The organism is Bacilli bacterium (assembly GCA_036381315.1).
In the GTDB taxonomy this organism is placed as follows: Bacteria; Bacillota; Bacilli; order Paenibacillales; family KCTC-25726; genus DASVDB01.
Genome location: DASVDB010000146.1, coordinates 1 through 17,927, shown reverse-complemented (window position 1 = coordinate 17,927; position 17,927 = coordinate 1). Strand labels below are relative to the sequence as shown.

Annotated in this window: 13 protein-coding genes; 2 read left to right on the top strand and 11 right to left on the bottom strand. The window is 51.7% G+C overall.

What is annotated here, in order from left to right:
* The coding region (gene htpG, locus VF260_11005) for a molecular chaperone HtpG (protein HEX7057706.1) at positions 1–983 on the bottom strand (983 nt) is incomplete at its 3' end.
* A gap of 117 nt (positions 984–1,100) precedes the next feature.
* Positions 1,101–2,108 (bottom strand): HRDC domain-containing protein, encoded by a 1,008-nt coding sequence (locus VF260_11000; GenBank protein ID HEX7057705.1) that lies wholly within the window; start codon positions 2,106–2,108, stop codon positions 1,101–1,103.
* A 203-nt stretch (positions 2,109–2,311) separates the two neighbouring features.
* On the opposite strand from VF260_11000, the gene VF260_10995 reads away from it, so the two are divergent.
* Positions 2,312–2,743: a cell wall hydrolase gene (locus VF260_10995; GenBank protein ID HEX7057704.1), complete on the top strand. Its 432-nt coding sequence runs from the start codon at positions 2,312–2,314 to the stop codon at positions 2,741–2,743.
* Here VF260_10995 and VF260_10990 read toward each other — a convergent pair.
* From VF260_10990 to VF260_10955, 8 genes are all read right to left on the bottom strand, one after another.
* Positions 2,740–3,855 (bottom strand): FAD-dependent oxidoreductase, encoded by a 1,116-nt coding sequence (locus VF260_10990; protein HEX7057703.1) that lies wholly within the window; start codon positions 3,853–3,855, stop codon positions 2,740–2,742. The genes VF260_10995 and VF260_10990 overlap by 4 nt on opposite strands.
* A gap of 54 nt (positions 3,856–3,909) precedes the next feature.
* Complete coding sequence (locus VF260_10985) at positions 3,910–5,685, bottom strand: ABC transporter ATP-binding protein (GenBank protein HEX7057702.1); 1,776 nt, start codon at positions 5,683–5,685, stop codon at positions 3,910–3,912.
* A complete protein-coding gene (locus VF260_10980; protein ID HEX7057701.1) occupies positions 5,672–7,447 on the bottom strand; it encodes an ABC transporter ATP-binding protein in 1,776 nt (591 codons plus the stop codon). Before VF260_10980 ends, VF260_10985 begins: the two co-directional genes overlap by 14 nt.
* A gap of 361 nt (positions 7,448–7,808) precedes the next feature.
* Positions 7,809–8,687, bottom strand: coding sequence for a type II CAAX endopeptidase family protein (locus VF260_10975; protein ID HEX7057700.1), 879 nt, complete (start codon positions 8,685–8,687; stop codon positions 7,809–7,811).
* Between the two features lie 104 nt (positions 8,688–8,791).
* Positions 8,792–11,011, bottom strand: a complete 2,220-nt coding sequence (locus tag VF260_10970; protein HEX7057699.1) for a heavy metal translocating P-type ATPase — start codon at positions 11,009–11,011, stop codon at positions 8,792–8,794.
* Positions 11,012–11,029: 18 nt separating this feature from the next.
* Positions 11,030–11,236, bottom strand: coding sequence for a copper ion binding protein (locus VF260_10965; protein HEX7057698.1), 207 nt, complete (start codon positions 11,234–11,236; stop codon positions 11,030–11,032).
* A 19-nt stretch (positions 11,237–11,255) separates the two neighbouring features.
* Positions 11,256–11,585 (bottom strand): metal-sensitive transcriptional regulator, encoded by a 330-nt coding sequence (locus VF260_10960; protein ID HEX7057697.1) that lies wholly within the window; start codon positions 11,583–11,585, stop codon positions 11,256–11,258.
* A 76-nt stretch (positions 11,586–11,661) separates the two neighbouring features.
* A complete protein-coding gene (locus VF260_10955) occupies positions 11,662–11,934 on the bottom strand; it encodes a zf-TFIIB domain-containing protein (protein HEX7057696.1) in 273 nt (90 codons plus the stop codon).
* A 204-nt stretch (positions 11,935–12,138) separates the two neighbouring features.
* Between VF260_10955 and VF260_10950 the strand changes: the two genes are divergently transcribed.
* A complete protein-coding gene (locus tag VF260_10950) occupies positions 12,139–16,452 on the top strand; it encodes an endo-1,4-beta-xylanase (protein HEX7057695.1) in 4,314 nt (1,437 codons plus the stop codon).
* A gap of 826 nt (positions 16,453–17,278) precedes the next feature.
* Here VF260_10950 and VF260_10945 read toward each other — a convergent pair.
* On the bottom strand, positions 17,279–17,911 hold the full coding sequence (locus tag VF260_10945; protein HEX7057694.1) for an ABC-2 transporter permease: 633 nt from the start codon (positions 17,909–17,911) through the stop codon (positions 17,279–17,281).
* Positions 17,912–17,927 lie beyond the last annotated feature (16 nt).

Sequence of the window (17,927 nt, the reverse complement as noted above, 5' to 3'; positions counted from 1 at the left end):
CCTTTCACAAAACTGAAATAGTCGGGCAGCAAATCCGCGCACTTGTTCATGATAAGCACGCCGTTGGAGTAAAGCTCGAGCCCTTTTTCGTATTCCTTGGTGTAGTAATCAAACGGCGTATTTTCCGGAATAAACAAAATGGCGTTATACACTACCGCACCGTCGGCGCTGATATGGATATGCTTCAGCGGCTTGTCAAAGCCGTACCGTTTTTCGAAATAAAAGTTTTCATAATCTTCCGGCTTCAGTTCGTTTTTGTTTTTGCGCCAGATCGGCACCATGCTGTTGATCGTCTGTTCTTCGACATGTTCTTCGAATTCGCCTTCGCTGCCTTCCTTCGGACGCTGAACTTTGACATCCATCTTGATCGGGTAGCGGATGAAGTCGGAATACTTTTTGATGATCGCTTTCAACCGGTATTCCTCGAGGAATTCGTCATAATGCTCTTCTTCGGTGTTCGTTTTGATCTTTAAAATGATCTCCGTGCCGACTGAATCTTTGGCGCACGGCGTAATCGTATATCCGTCGGCGCCTTGCGACTCCCATTTGAACGCTTCGTCGCTGCCCAACGGTTTGCTGATTACGGTAACCGTGTCCGCAACCATAAAGGCCGAATAGAAACCTACGCCGAATTGGCCGATGATATTGTGTCCGTCTTCCGCGGCGTTTTCCTGCTTAAAAGCCAACGAGCCGCTCTTGGCGATGACCCCGAGATTGTTGTCCAGCTCCTCTTTCGTCATGCCGATGCCGGTATCGATCACTTTTAACGTTCTGGACGGCTTATCCGCCACAATCTTGATGTAGTAGTCTTCCTGGTTGAACACGATGTTCGGATCGGTCAATGCCTTATAGTATATTTTGTCGATGGCGTCGCTGGCGTTGGAAATCAATTCGCGCAAAAAGATTTCCTTCTGCGTGTAAATGGAATTGATCATCATCTCCAACAGTCTTTTCGACTCAGCTTTAAACTGTTTCTTGGCCATTGGTAAATCCCCTTTGAATTTTGGTGTGCATTTTTCCCAAAACTATTTTAACGCAAAATTAGCACTCCATCAAGAAGAGTGCTAATCGCTTTATCTGAATGCTATCGGAATATGAAATTATCCTGTACGCCTTGCGCTTTGCTTAACCTGGCTGCGATATCGCATCCGCAAAATTCTTAGCTGAATATAGCAATCCTCCAAATTTGCCTTGTCGAGTTGTTCGGGCGTATACCAATTTTCCAAAACAGGCTTCAGGTATTGATCCCCGTGCTCTGAAAACAACCGCATGACTTTCTCCACGTCCTGATCGGAAAACTTGCCGCATTCCCGTTCGATAAACGGGTGAAGATCGTACCCTTCCGCCTCAAGGCGTTCCGCCAACTCGGTAATTTCCCGCCTGGAAAGTGGCAGTTCAGCGCTTAAATCATCCAGATTCAATCCGTTTTGAACGCCCTGCAGAAATTTCTTTTTCACCGCCAGTTTTTCCGCTTCCGCCTTATACTTTTGTTCCATCTGTTTATAGACCCAGCGCTGGAAATCATGCATATCGATCGTTTTTGCAACCCAGTCCAATGGAAAAGCTGTCGTCTGCTTATGTTTTGCCGTAATCTTCAATATGTCCGCTCCGAATAAAGCCAATTTATGCTCCCCGAATCCGGGTATTTGCCGCAACTCTTCGTTGTTTCTGGGAACAAACGCGCTAATCAGCGTCAGCAATCGATTGCCGGCAATCAAAAAGGGAGGTTTGCCTTCCCCGGAGGCTTTCGTTCTTCTCCATTGCCGCAGTTCTGCAAACAGCGGCTCGTTTCGGTGTTTTTCCGCATAATAAAGCAACATTTGGCTGGCTCCGGCAATCGTGTTGTTCCGCCTTTCCGTCCCCGGCATGCTTTTGACCAACGGAACGTAACCGTCCACTTGCTTTTCGAGAATCCGGTAACGAAAGATGGCCATCATTTCTTCCCAGCTGGTTCCTTCATACCAAATTTCCTGGCCGGCTCCCTGCTCCTTGTCTTCCCGCCAAATCATCCGGTATGTGCCTTGCTCCTCCACAATCGACACTTGTGCGACCGTTACCCGATTCTCCTCCCTCTCCTTTTCCAACGTGTTGGAAAAAACCAGATGCATTTCGCCACCTCCTGAAATTTTCACCAATAAAAAAACACCTGTTGCGTATATCATGCAAACGAGGTGCTTCCTCCAACGATTATTGGATTTGCATTTATACTAACATACGTTCGTGAAGTTGTAAACATTTTTTTCAAATGTCGGACAGTCACCCATTTATCTCCTCTGCATATCAGTAGAGATAAAGCGAAAGAAGTGAAACGATGGCTGTTGTCAAAGCAAGATCCAGTGATATTGCCCTGTTGGCCCGGTTATTGCGCGCCGAGGCCGAGGGCGAGGGAAAAATCGGCATGCTGCTCGTAGGAAATGTGGGCATCAACCGGATCAGAGCAAACTGCGGCGATTTCAAAGGAATCCGTACCATCCCGCAGATGGTTTTTCAGCCGCACGCTTTTGAAGCGACGATCCATGGCTACTTTTATCAAAGGGCCAGGGAGAGGGAGAAACGTCTGGCCAGGCGGAGTGTCAACGGGGAGTGGCATTGGCCGGCAAAATTCAGTCTGTGGTATTTCCGCCCACCGGGCGATTGCCCTGAGCAATGGTACAATCAGCCGTTCGTAGGACGTTTCAAAGCCCACTGCTTTTATGAGCCCACCGCGGAAACATGCGCAACCGTCTACAGCATTTATGGTTAATCAAGCGCGCCCGCTATATCGTAGTCGCCAAGACTGATCTCCGTCGGTTTGCCAAGCGCGAGTTTGGCCAATTCAACGCCGAGGTAGGGGCCTACGGTCAAACCCGATGCGCCGATGCCGTTCGCGAGCAACACAGTTTCATACCCGGGCAGTCGACCGATCGCCGGAAGAAAACCCGGCGTATATGGCCTGAACCCCACTCTCGCAGCTAGCATCGTGCTGTTCGAAAGACCGGGAGCGACGGCCAGAGCCTTTGCCAATATTTCCTGCACGCCGCCAGCCGTCACCCGGGTATCAAAACCGGTATCATTTTCGTGCGTAGCGCCGATCACGATACGGCCGTGATCAAAAGCAAGGATATGCTGGTCGGTGGGCGGCAGCACGACCGGCCATGCGCCGGTATCCGCACCCGGCATTTGCAGATGGATGATTTGCGCTTTTTGCCCGGACACCCGAAAATGGATGCCGAGCGGTTCAAGCAATTGTTTGCCCCATGCGCCCGCGGTTAAAATGACTTGGTCCGCCGGCAGCATCCGGCCCGCGACTTGCACTCCGGTGACGCGGCCGCCTTTTCGAACCAATGACGCATCCCCTTGCAAGACCGTCGCTCCGCATTTGCGGGCGGCACGCACGAGCGCCCGGCGCAGCGCGTCGGCATTGACGCGCGCCGCGCCGCTTACATGGATGGAACCGTATGGCTCCGCTAATGGCGGAAATAATTTTTTCGTCTCCGCCGGCGACAGACGCGTGATTTCGCCAATCTCCGGGGCGTCTGCAAGCCGCGTGCGCGCTATTTTCTCCAGCTTGTCCAGTTTCTCGGCATCCGTATGCAGGCTAATTGCCCCCACGCGTTTATAGCTCGTCACGTTTTCGCCGGCATCCGCCAATTGTCTGATCAGCTCCGGATAGTATCTGGCGCCGGCCTTCGCCAATTTGTACCATGCCTTGTTGCGGCGCTGCGAAAGCCACGGGCAGATCATACCGCCCGCCGCGCGCGTCGCCCTTCCCAAGTCTTGCCGATCAACAATGGCCACCTGCGCGCCCGCTTTTGCCAAATGATAAGCGGCAGATGCGCCAAGAATCCCTGCTCCGACAACAATATGCGTATACAATGAAAAAAGCTCCTTTTAAAAGTTGAATTAAAAGCTAATTTTCGCCGCCATCGCTCAAGCTTCCATCTTTTGCGCCGTATACAGCCGATAATACAAGCCTTTGCGGGCAATCAACTCATCATGCGAGCCGCACTCCTGAATGCCTTTGTCCGACACATACATGATGCGGTCGCAATTTTTCACGGTGGACAGGCGGTGCGCGATAATAAACGAGGTCCGCCCTTTGAGCAGTTCGTTCAGCCCCAACTGAAGCAGCCGCTCGGTTTTGGCGTCGATCGACGAGGTGGCTTCGTCCAGAATGAGGATGCGCGGATTGGCCAAAAGAGTCCGCGCGAACGAAATGAGCTGCCGCTGCCCCTGCGAGAGCTTGGCGCCCCGTTCGTTGACCTCCGTCAAATAGCCATGCTCGAATTCGCGGATGAACTCATCCGCGCGCACCGCTTTAGCGGCGGCGACAATTTCCTCCTTGGTGGCGTCAAGCCTGCCGTAGCGGATATTATCGAGAATGGTGCCGGAGAAAATGAAGCTGTCCTGCAGCATAATCCCCATCTGGCTGCGCAGGGACTTCAGTTTCACTTGTGAAATGTCATGACCGTCGACAAGAATCCGGCCGCCGTTAATATTGTAGAAACGCGAGAGCAAATTGACAATCGTCGTTTTGCCCGCGCCTGTCGGGCCGACCAGAGCGATGCTTTCTCCCGGTTTTACGTCAAACGAGATATTTTCCAGTATGTTAAACCCCGGATCATAGCCGAACGTCACATTCTCGAATGTGACTTGTCCCCGAACAGGGGGCAATTCCTTCGCGCCCTCCGCATCGCTTACGGTAACCGGCTCATCGAGCGTCTCAAAAATGCGTTCCAGGTAAGCGACGGCGTTGATGAAACCGTTATACAGGTTGGAAATGTTCAAGATCGGCTGCCAGAAACGGGCGGCGTAGCTGCTCATGGCGAGAATGACCCCGAAGGTTGCATCTGTGGGATCAAGCGCCAGCAAGCCGATCAGATAGATTAATGTCGTGACGATCGTTGCCAGATTGTCCACCGAAAACGGGATCATGCCGTTGCACCCGACCGCCCGCATCCACTCCTTGCGGTAATTGGCCGCCAAACGCGTAAAAATGCCCGCGTTGCGCTGTTCTCGGGTAAAAATTTGCGTCACGCCGATACCGCTGATGCTTTCCTGCAAATAGGCGTTCAGATTTGAGCTTTTGTTGGACACCGACTGCCACGCCCGCCGCTGCCGTTTTTTGATCAACAGCATAATAGCCAAAAAAACAGGCAGTCCGGCCAAAATCACGAGCGAGAGACGAACGTTGACGGCAAACATGAATGCGGCGATAAAAATCAGGTTCAACAATTCCAGAATAAAGTTGATAATCCCGTTGGAAAGCACGTCCGAAACCGCATTGACGTAGTTGACGACCCGGATCAAAATTTTGCCCTGCGGCCGGTCGTCATAATATTTGAACGGCAATTCCTGCAAATGTTTGAACAAATCGGAGCGAATCTCAAAAATAATGTTTTGGCCGACGATGGTCATGATGCGCGCGCGAATCGCAGCCAATACCACACTCGCAACAATGGTCAGAAAGAGCAGTCCCGACCAGCCCCATAACGGACCAACCGCTTTTGCCGGAATGGTCACGTCGACGACATGCGCCATGATCAGCGGGGCCGACAGCGCAATGGCCGCGGAAAGCGCGCTAAGCGCAAACGCAATGATCATCTGCTTGCGTTGCCGTTTGATATAGACCATCGCCCGCCGAAAATGTTTAAAGTCAAAAGGCGACTCCAGATTTTCATCGATATCGAACTTATTTCTGGCCATGTCCGGCTACCTGCCTTCCCAAGCCTTCATTTTGCAGCATGAACACTTCGTAATAATAACCGCGCTTGGCCAACAGCTCGGCATGGGTTCCTTCCTCGATCAGACGCCCCTTGTCAAGTATAAGAATGCGGTCGGCTTTTGCGGTGGTGGACACGCGCTGGGCGACAATAATTTTTGTGCAAACCGTATCAAGTTCCTGCAGGCTTTGTTGAATGTGCTTTTCGGTCTCTAGATCAACCGCGGATGTTGTATCGTCCAGAATCAGGATCGGGCGGCGCACCGCCAGGGCGCGCGCCAGCGCCAGACGCTGTTTTTGACCGCCCGACAAACCGACGCCGCGTTCGCCCACAATGGTGTCGTAACCTTCCGGCATCTTGCTGATAAAATCATGCGCAGCCGCGAGTTTGGCAAACCGGACCGTCTCTTCTTCGGCAAGCTCGGGAGCGCCGAACGCAATGTTGCCGTCAATTGTATCGGAGAACAGGAGCACGTCCTGGGTGGCAATCCCGATGTTTGCCCGCAGTTCGTCCAGCTCCAGTTCGCGCACATCGACGCCGTCGATCAGCACGCGCCCTCCGGACACGTCATAAAAACGCGGGATCAAGTTGACGATCGTCGTTTTGCCCGATCCCGTCGAACCCATAATGGCGACGGTTTCTCCGGGCTGCACAGTAAAACTGACGTCTTGCAAAACCGTGGTGCCGCCGTACTTGAAAACGACGTGATCAAACTCGATCCGGCCGTTGTAACGGCGCAATTCGCCAGTACGGTGATGATTGACGATTTTCGGGTGGGCATAGTAAATTTCAATAATCTTGGCCAGGCTGGCGAACAGCCGCTGAAAATCGTTGATGATCATGCCGATATTGCGCATCGGGTTGGAAACGGCCCAAATCAAGGCGGAAAACGCCGCAAATTCGCCGAAACTGATTCTGCCATTCATGACAAAATATCCGCCGGCCAACAGCAGAATCACGTTGAAACCTTGCGCAAATGTCTCCAAATAAGGAAAAAAATCAAGCCATACAAGCGCGGCCGCTTTGTTCGCATTGGAAAAGTCGCTGTTTTTGACCGCGAATTTTGCGATTTCGTATTCTTCCCGGGCAAAAGCCTTGACGACACGGTTTCCCGCGATATTTTCCTGCACCGCCGTGTTTAACTGCGACAGCCGTTCGCGCAGGTCAACATACATCGGGCGCACCCGTTTCGCAAACAAATAGGCCACGGCGAAAATGAGCGGCGACAAAACAAGCAGCCACAAAGTCAGCACGGCATCGATCGAAAAAAAGTAGACGACCGCTGCCGCGAATATTGTCAGCGATTCGACAATTGTCTTGATAATCCACGCAAGCGAATGACGGACCATATCCAGATCGCCGGTCAGCTTGGTCATCAGATCCCCGGTGCGATTATGGTCGTAATATTCCCTGTCCTGCTCCTGTATTTTGTTGTACAGAAAAATGCGCAGGTTATAAAGCATATTTTGCGAGGATCGCTCGTACTGCATCATGGTAAAATACGCGAGCCCGGAACGCAGCAGGGTGAAACCGACCATCCCCAAGGCGAGCATGATCAGCAGTCCGCGCTCCTGAACCAGATTCGCTCTTGCGTCGGCTCCGGTAATAAAAGTATCGACGATCCGCTGACTGATATACGGATTCACGATCGTAAGCGATGAGCCGATTACAGAGAGGCCAAGCGCAAAAATATAACGAATGCGGTTTCCTTTCAGGTTTTGCCACAACCACTTTAGTTCGAACAACAGGTTTCCCCGCTTTCCAGGTTTCTTTTCCTCACCATGCTCCGTTTCCCATTTTAAGTAATGTAAACATACCGAATGAGCGAAAACAAATTTAATTCTATTCAATATTTTGCGGAAAATGATAAAAGAGGCGAACTTTTCCGCAAAAGTCTGCCTCATTTGGCGGTTCCCTTTAAATTTGAGCCTTCTGCTGGGCTGATGCCGCTGTTGGCGCGGCAAAACGTCACGCTTCGCTGCAAAGACAGGAAAAAGCTCATTTTGTATTTCACCGTGAATTTTAAGACGAACTGTATTACCAATTTGCCCGTATCGGGAAAACGTTGTCCAGCCAGGACGGTTGCAGAAAAACAATTAGCCGAAATCAGGCATCTTCGCAACGAGTTATTGTCCGGTTCGGAAAAAATGGAGCTTGTTTAACATTCTGCTCCTTCTTTATTCTTATCGATCTGAGCCACAATCCGAATCCAACGAACAAGGCAGTCGAAATGACGCCAGTGGTCGGGCTAAGCCAAAGTTCTCCTGTTTTCGATAATGTAACCACTCCGGCAACCGACAACAGCAAAGTAGGCACACCATCTTCCAAAGCATGCATCAACACACACGGCCATACAGATTTCGTAAGCCGATAAATTTCAACGTACATAACTGACCATGCTACCATTAACACACAACCGATTAAGAGAAAGCCCATTCTCGAAGTCGTCTCAAAGTAAGAGTCCGGCAAGAACACCATATAATACGCAGCATGCCACAGCGCCCACACAAGCCCTGATACGAGATAGAGCATCCAGTCATGAAGCTTCAGTTCAATCAGTTTCGGAGTCAAATACCCGCGCCAAGCAAACTCCTCAAAGATGTTTTTAAAAAAGTTTCCTGCGATCGAAACACCAACCAGTGATAGGACTGCATGGAGTTCAACATCAGAAATACTGGCGCTTTTAAACAGCAATGCAAGACCGACAACGAAAACTGTCATACCCGGATAGATCGCGATTGCTGCGCCATACCACTTCATATTCCCTTTAAAATTCGGCAGAACGCCAATATCTTTCCAATCGCGATTCGCAAGCCGTAACATGAGCATTGCAATAATCGGCAATATAAGCCACAAGCCCATTCCTAACGAATTCTCCTCCGGCTGCTCCGGAAGCTTCGAATCTACCAACACACCAATCCAACCGCTCGCTAACACCACCACAATGAACAATATAAGACTAAACTTTCTTCTTGCCGCTGACATTTTTAATAACTCCTTTTGATAATGGTTGTTCCTTACGCCGCTGCGCTGCGCTTATAAAAAAAAAGCCCCTCACCGGTTGAGAGGCCCCCTTTCACATGGTTAAGCTAACCGAGCTTTACCCTTTGCAGCCGCAACGCGTTCATGACCACCGACACGGAGCTGAGAGCCATCGCCGCCCCGGCAATCCATGGCGCCAGCAATCCGGCTGCGGCGATGGGAATGCCGAGCGTATTATATCCTAGCGCCCAAAACAGATTTTGCCGAATGTTTTGCATCGTTTTTCGGCTCATCACGATGGCGTCGGCAATACTGCTCAAATCTCCCCGCATCAAGGTCACGGCGGCGGCTTCCATCGCAATGTCCGTCCCCGTGCCGACGGCAATGCCGATATCCGCAGCCGCCAACGCCGGCGCGTCGTTGATGCCGTCTCCGACCATGGCTACCTTCCTGCCTTGCTTCTGCAGCTTCTTCACCTCTTCGGCCTTGCCTTCCGGGAGCACCTCCGCATAAACTTGTTTGATCCCCACCTGGTTCGCAATCGCTTCGGCCGTCTTCCGATTGTCGCCCGTGATCATCATGACCTCGAGGCCCAGTTTGGATAGCCGGGCGATCGCTTCCTTCGAGGAGGCCTTCACCGTATCAGCCACAGCGATGATGCCGACGTATTGGTCGTCAATCGCCGCCAGCATGACGGTTTTCCCTTCGGCTTCGAGGCGTTCCATGGATCCTGCGGCTTGCGCAAAGGCGATGTTGTCGCCCTGCAATAATTTTCGGGTGCCGACCAGAATTTCCTTTCCGGCGACTGTGGCTCGTATACCCAAACCGGGAATAGCCGTAAATGCCGACGCATCAGCCAGCGCAATCCCCTTGTTTGTAATCCCGTTCACGATCGCCTCGGCCAGCGGATGTTCCGATTGTTTCTCCGCCGATCCGATCAACCGCAATATTTCTTCTTCCCCGCTTTCGGCAAGCAGGATGTCCGTCATCTCGGGCTTTCCGTTCGTGACGGTCCCGGTTTTATCCATGATCACCGTATCGATGTCGCGCATTGTTTCAAGATATTCGCCGCCTTTGAACAAAATGCCGTATTCGGCCGCGCGCCCCGATCCCGCCATGATGGAAGTCGGAGTGGCAAGGCCCAAAGCGCAAGGGCAAGCGATAACCAGCACAGCGATTGCTTTTTCCAGGGCGGAAGCAAATGCGCCCGGCGTGACCCAGACAATCCAGAGCAAAAAGGTGACCGCCGCAATCCCCACCACAATCGGGACGAAAATCCCGGAAATGGTATCGGCGATTCGCTGGATCGGCGCTTTGGACCCTTGCGCCTCTTCCACCACTTTGATGATTTGCGAAAGCGCGGTTTCTTTTCCGACGCGGGTAGCCCTGATTTTCAGCCTCCCGTTTTTGTTGACCGTTGCCCCGATCACCCGGTCACCGGGTTTTTTGTCAACGGGTATGCTTTCGCCGGTCAGCATGGATTCGTCAATCGCCGAAACGCCATCCAGCACTTCGCCGTCCACCGGAATTTTTTCGCCGGGCTTGACAATCACTACATCGCCGATGGCCACTTCGTCCACGGGAACGCTGATTTCTTGCCCGTCTCGCCATACCAAGGCTGTTTTCGCTTGCAAATTCATCAGCTTTTGAATCGCTTCGGAGGTGCGTCCTTTGGCCAGGGCTTCGAACCATTTTCCAAGCAGGATCAGCGTAATCAGGATGGCGCTTGTTTCAAAATACAAGTCGGGAAGTTCTTGTTCTCCTGCCGTTGCCCAGGCAAGCGTTAAATACAAGCTGTAAAAATAAGCGGCGGATGTGCCCAAAGCGACTAAAACGTCCATATTGGCGCTTTTGTTGCGAAGCGCTTTGTATGCTCCGACATAAAAACGGCCGCCGATAATGAATTGCACCGGTGTGGCCAGCGTGAGCTGCAGCCATGGATTCATCAGGATATCCGGCATATAAATCCGCGAAGTGAACGCAAAGTGGCCGGCCATGGCCCAAAGCAAAGGAAAGGAAAGGATTGCCGCGGCGAGCAGTTGCTTTTTTTTTTCGCGAATTTCTTTCCGTTTTTCGGCGCCCGGCTTCGTTTCTTCTTTGCGCGACGCTTTGTAACCCAACTGTTCCACCTTGCCGATCAGGTCCGCGATGGACACTTCTTCCGGGCGGAATTCCACTCTTGCCGTCTCCATCGCGAGATTGACGTTTACCTCTTGCACGCCGGACAGTCTCCGCAAACCTTTTTCAATTCGTGCCGCGCAAGCCGCGCAAGTCATGCCGGTAATTTGCAAAGTCGCTTGTTGTGAGTGTCCCGATTGGTTATCCAAATGAATCGCCTTCCAACTTTATTCGTTCACAACATCATAGCCTTGTTCTTCAATTGCTTCCTTGATCGCCTCAAGCTGCACTTTACCTTCGTCAAACTCCACCGTAACGCGTTTGCCGGCCAAATCCACTTTGCCTTTAGCCCCCGCTTTCGAGACGGCTCCTTCGACGGCTTTCACACAGTGTCCGCAAGACATTCCTTCCACTTTCAACGTAACAGTTTGCACGTTTCCTCTCTCCTTTTGCCTATTTGATCAATTTATTCATGGTCACCATGAGTTCATTGATGACTTCATGATCGCCTTGTAGAATCCGTTCAACCACACAGCTTTTCAGGTGATTTTCCAACAAGATCTTTCCGACGCTGTTGAGCGCGGCCTGCACAGCCGCAATCTGATTGAGCACGTCATCGCAGTAGGTGTCCTTTTCGATGAGTCCTTTTACCCCGCGAATTTGCCCTTCGATTCGATTCAAACGGGAAATCATGTTATTTTTCAATTTCTCCGAATGGTGGCTTTTTCGCTCGGCGGTATCGGTATGGCGACATGCTGCGGACGGTGACAAGGCGTTGTCCACTAATTCAACCCCCTTTTGCCTTTATTATAGTATACCCCCCTATAGTATGTAAAGCAAGATCCGTCCGTATGCGGATTTAATCGAACAAATCTCCCATGATGTCCAGAAAGTTCTTTTTCTTTTTTCTCTTATGGCCGTGATTCCAACCATGATGTTCCCAATCATCGTGCCTGTCATGTTCTCTGTGCCATTCGTCAAACTGCGGGCGAATTTCGCGCACGCCGTTCATCAATTTGTCCAACTCGCCGCGGTCCGGCCACACACCTTTGCACTGGGGACAAATATCAATAGTGATACCGTCTATCTCAACTTCCTTCAGTCTCATATCGTCGCAAACAGGACAATTCATGGCCAAAACCTCTTTTCCATATTTTTTATTTTAAACTACGTCTTATTTTGCCGATCGTTGCAATTTTGCATAAAGGAAATTGGGGCCGTTCCGCCAGGACTAATATTTTTCTGGTAAAATATATATTTTTTATGGTATAAGCGCTTTCATAACTGAAATACAATGAAGATTGATATGATCAACCTAAAACAGGGAGGGAGCGCTTTGAGGGCAAGAAACTTGCATTTTTGGTTTGCCTTGCTCATCCTGTTCGGCGCCGTGCTGGCGCCGGCAGATCGGTTGGCTACCAAAGCTCTGGCTGCGGATACGACAATCCTGAGCCAGGATTTTGAAGACGGACAAGCAGGGGGATGGGAGCCGAACTACGCGTGCGACAAAGCAGCAGTGTCCACGGTTGTTGCCGACGTATACGGCACAAAGGCGCTGCATCTGAAAGGCAAAAACTCCGTGGCATGCAGCCCGATTATCACGCTGGATCTTTCCAAAGTCGCGGAAGGCATGACGCTTGCCATTTCCGCCAAAGTTCGTCTGGCCAGCGGCACAGACAACACACATTTTACCATGCACGGGGTTGAGGGCGGTGCGGATCATTACGATTGGATCGGCAGCCCGACGGCCACCAACGATTCTTCGTGGACCACGATCGGCGGAACGTATACTGTCCAGGCCGATACCACCAAGCTTGAATTGTATCTGGAAGGTACAAGCAGCACTTCCGACATCTTCATGGACGATGTCTCGGTTACGGGTTCGGGCGGGAGCGATGTTCCGTTTACTCCCAAAAACGTGGCGACATACGATTTTGAAAACGGCACCCAAAACTGGACGGAGAACGGCGCCGGTAGCGTGGCCACTGTGACGGAAGCCGCATACGACGGTACACACAGCCTGCTGTCCGCCGGCAGAACGAGCGCCTGGAACGGCCCCGGCATTGATTTGAGTTCGCTCTTGCTTGTCGGGGCGCAATACAAGATTACCGGTTTTGCCAAGCTGGCCGCCGGCCAATCCCCGGCCAACATCAAGCTGACCATGCACAAGGGTTCGGATTCCGGCAGCGGCTACACCACGTTGGCGGATTTTGCCCCGGTTACGGATTCGCAATGGGTGAAATTCCAGGCAACCTATACGCGCGCCGACAGCGACAAGCTGTTTATGTACTTTGAAAGCGACAACGATTCGGTCAGCTTCCACATCGACGGCGTGACGATCGATCAGGAGACGCCGGGCGCGCCGCCTGTGACGCGGTCTATCCAGACCGATATTCCGTCCATCGCCGAAACCTATAAGGACATTTTCCTGATCGGCGCGGAAGTGCAGCCGCCGGACCTGCTAGAGGCTTCGGGCGAACTGCTGAAGAAACACTTCAACAGCGTAGTAGCCGGCAACCAGATGAAACCGGAAAGCATTCAACCGACCGAAGGCGTCTTTACATGGGATGAAGCCGACAAGATCGCCGACTTCGCCCGGCAAAACGGCCTGAAAATGCGCGGGCATACGCTCGTCTGGCACAATCAGACCCCGGCCTGGTTTTTCCAGGACGAAAACGGTCACGATCTTACGCCCACTCCGGAAAACAAACAATTGGTGCTGAACAGGCTGACCACCCATATTCAAACCTTGATGAACCGCTATAAAGATGTGGTTGACGCTTGGGACGTTGTCAATGAAGTTATCGACCCGGGCACTGACGACGGCATGCGCCATAGCAAATGGTACGAACTGACCGGAACGGACTATATCGAAACCGCCTTTAAAGTCGCTCATGACGTCGACCCGGACGCGACTTTGTTCATCAACGATTACAACACCTTCAGGGATCCGAAAAAGGCGCAGATCCTGTATGACTTTGTCAAGAAAGAGCAAGCCAAGGGGATTCCGATCACCGGCGTTGGCCATCAAGCGCATGTCAGCCTGTCCAGCCCCGCTCCGCAAGCGATTATCGATACGGTCAACAAGTTTGCCGAGCTGCACGTCCAACAGGAAATCACCGAGATGGACGTGTCGATTTACGACGACAGCACCAGCTCTTACGCGACAATCTCGCACGATCTGCTCGTGAAACAAGGCTGGCGCTACAAAGAACTGTTCGACGCCTTCAAGGCCGTCAAGGACAAACTGTATCGCGTAACTTTGTGGGGAATGTCGGACGACACGACCTGGCTGCGAAGCTTCCCGATCAACCGTCTTGACGATCCGTTGCCGTTCGACGACAATCTGCAGGCAAAGCCCGCTTACTGGGGAATCGTCGATCCCTCCAGGCTGGAAATATTGAAGCAGAACATCGATACCGCCAAGAAAATCGACGGCAATGTCGATGATCTTTGGAAGGCGATCTCCCCGCATTCCATCTTGGGCGGCGGGTCCGTCAGCGCCGGCGGTTTCAGGACGCTTTGGGATGACGACGTTCTTTACATCTACGCCACCGTTAACGATGCGACAGGCAAAAGCGGCGACCAGGTCGACGTCTTTCTGAAGGACAACGACAGTATAACCCGCTATACTTTTGCCCGATACGGTACAGGGTCTTCCGCCGGCGCGACGTACAAGACCTTTGCTTTGGCAAACGGCGGTTATGCGGTTGAAGCCACGATCCCGCTCGCCGGTCTGACACAAGGGCAAACACTCGGCTTTGACCTTCGCGTTGCGGACGACAACGGTTCCACCGTCAATCTGACTTCCTGGAACGACACGAAAAACACGCAAGATACGAGCTCCGACAACTTAGGCTCGCTTACGTTGTCCAAGGAGTTGGCTTTCACCACCGCGGTATACGGCAACGCTGTAGTTGACGGTCTGGATAACGAACCGGATTGGAGCAGGGCAAACACCATTACGACGGGCACATGGATTCAAGGCGCCAGCGGGTCAACAGCAAAAGTGAAAATAATGTGGGGAAACAATCAACTGTACCTGTTCGCCTACGTAACCGACAAGCAGTTGAGTGATGCCAGTTCCAATCCATGGGAGCAAGATTCGATCGAAGCATTCGTGGACCAGAATAATGGCAAAACGGCAACTTATGAAAACGACGACGGCCAATACCGCGTCAATTACAAAAACGTGCAAACCTACAATGGCCATGCGGCCGCCGACAATTTCCAAACCGCCGCCAAAGTCGTTTATGACGGCAACCATGTGGCGATCGGTTACAACGTGGAGGCCGCCATCAAACTGGATACGATATCGCCCGAACCCGGCGACCTCATCGGCTTTGACTTCCAGGTCAATAACGACGAGAACGGGGACGGGATACGCGACAGCGTAGTCATCTGGAACGATCCCACCGGACTGTCATACCAGAACACCGGCAAATGGGGCGTTCTTGAACTCGGCGATTTCAGCAACCAAGCCGGCGGCGGCAACACCACTGTCGGCAACGGTGAAGACGGGGCTGCGGCACAAGTCGACAACAACCATGCGGCGACGGTTACCGTCGATAAGGACACTTTCGCCAAGGCGCTTGCCGGCGCGAGCGACAAGACCATGGTGATTAAAGTGGCGGATGTAGGCGAAGCCAACAGTGTCGCGTTGACACTCCCGGCCGAGCAAATGCAAGCCGCCTACAAGAGCGGCATCCGGGAAGTGAAGATTGATATTGGCCTGGCGGTCGTAAGTCTGGATCCGGCGTTGTTTCAGGGCAGTTCCGGCGACGTGAAACTGACGGTCGCCAAAGTCGCCGTATCCGCTCTTCCAAGCAAGGTGCAAAGCGTAATCGGCAGCAACCCGGTCTATGATTTCAGTCTGAGCGCAGGCGGCCAAACAATCAGCCGGTTCCCCGGCAAAGAAGTTCGTGTAACGATTCCGTTCACGCTGCAGGACGGACAAAATCCGAATCATGTCGTGGTATACTCCATTGCTGACGACGGCTCCCTGCAGGTTGTGAAGAACGGCAAATACGACGCCGCAACCGCAACCGTCGAATTCGCCCCGAATCACTTCAGCAAATATGCGGCGGCGGTTGCCAACGTGTCCTTTACCGATATCAACCACTTGGCATGGGCCAAGTCAAGCATTGAAGGCATGGCTGTTAGGGGAATCGTGAGCGGCGAAACGGACAGCTTGTTTGCTCCGCAGAAGGCGGTAACCCGCGCGGAATTTGTCCAAATGCTGATCGGCACATTGGATCTTCCGGCCGATTCGTACGCCGCCACTTTTACGGATGTCCAATCGGGCGCCTCGTATTATAAAGCATTGGCGGCAGCACAACACTACGGAATCGTTGCCGGCAGAGGCGACGGAACGTTCGGCGTAAACGACAACATCAGCCGGCAAGAAATGGCCATGATGGTCTATAACGCATTGAAAGCGGCAAATGTCCAGATGGCCGGGAAAGAAGCCGCCGGGGCATTCGTTGATGCCGATTCGATCGCAGACTATGCGAAAACCGCCGTTTCCGAATTGCGAAAGGCCGGGCTTATCCGCGGCAAAGCCGAGGGAATTTTCGCCCCGGCCGATTCGGCAACGCGGGCGGAAGCCGCCGTGATTCTGTATCGGCTGTTCAACGAAATCCAGTCTTGAGCGCTTTCTTTCGGGAAGAACCGTTCAGGAGGAACCGTCCGGGAAACCGGACGGTTTTTTGTATGCAAACCCGATCAGGTTGGACATGGGAGCGGTATAAAGTCGGTTAGATATGTGTATGCGCAGGGAAATACGATGGCTGCCCAAGCTGTTACTGTAACTTTGGATGGTGAAAAACGAAACGATAACCGGCTAAAGCCGGTAGGTTTATGGCAGCGGCTGAAAGCCGATTGTTCTGGCTAAAGCCTGCTAATTAGCAATCTGTGGCTAAAGCCACCAATAGCTCGCCAGAGGAAACTCGACCGTGACTCATCCGCGAAACCGCGATCGGTTGGCCGGCTTGCAGCCTTTTAGCTTGGAAGCCCCGTCGCTTTGCCGAATAGCAGCCTTTATCGGTCGTAGTAGGGAGCTCTCAGGTCTAACGGACGTGACAGAGGCTATTTTGGGTTTTACGTCCCGTTTTCAAATTTAACGAACGTAGATGCGCTTATTTTAGCACTATGTGTGGTATTCAGGTAAAAATAAGGCGAATAGCCGCTGTCGCGTCCGTTAAATTTTTTGCACAGCCTTTTTTCAGCAAATAGCCTCTGCTACGTCCGTTAGCGCTGTACAGGGAGGGGAGTCCACGTTTTGGCGTTGCGCAGTGAGGTTTAACGTTATCAAAGCGCAGGTGCTGGAAGCCGACTGTCTACAGGCGGTGGGTTAGACCTGAATGGAACGAATCCCGGGATGATCGTTACGTTGGCAAGATGCCGTTGGCATTTTTCGCTGCGATAATGAGCATTATTCTCTTGCGAAAAACAACAGCCTTTAAACATTTGGATGTTCAACCATTAAGTGTCTTACGTTTATATATGTTCACCGAAATGAACCATGAAATAACAAGGATGATGGCTGTAATTCCTAACAGAGCCATTGATAATTGAATCGTTGGGATCTGACGATACGTATTGGCGAGTCCCCAAAAGCCATTGCTTAGCCCCATGTTTATAACGATCGGAAAAATGGTAAAGCTGCATGCAAAAAACACGATCATACCGAACATGACAAACCTGGGACCTAACAGGTATAACATCGGGTAAAATATTGAAATAAACAGTCCAATAGCGGAAATACTTAATACCAATTCAAAAAATCGACTATCCGCAAACATGGGAACGAGTGAATTGATTGCGGCCACGATGATGGTCAAAATCATGCCAAGCAATATAGAAGACGTATATTTAGCTGCAACGATTTCTTTCCGTTCCACAGGTAAACTGTTAATCAGGATGTCACTGTTATTTTTTTCGTTCATGCCACTAAGAAAAGGGTACATGCACCCTAAAATGATCGCAAAATAAACCGGCACCTGGCCATGCCCATTACTGATAAGAAAGGAAAGCAAGGGCAAGATGATCATGGAGGTGATGATCGTCGATCGATTTACAATCCATTCTTTTAATAATAAATTAGGCACGTTTATCTCCCCTTAT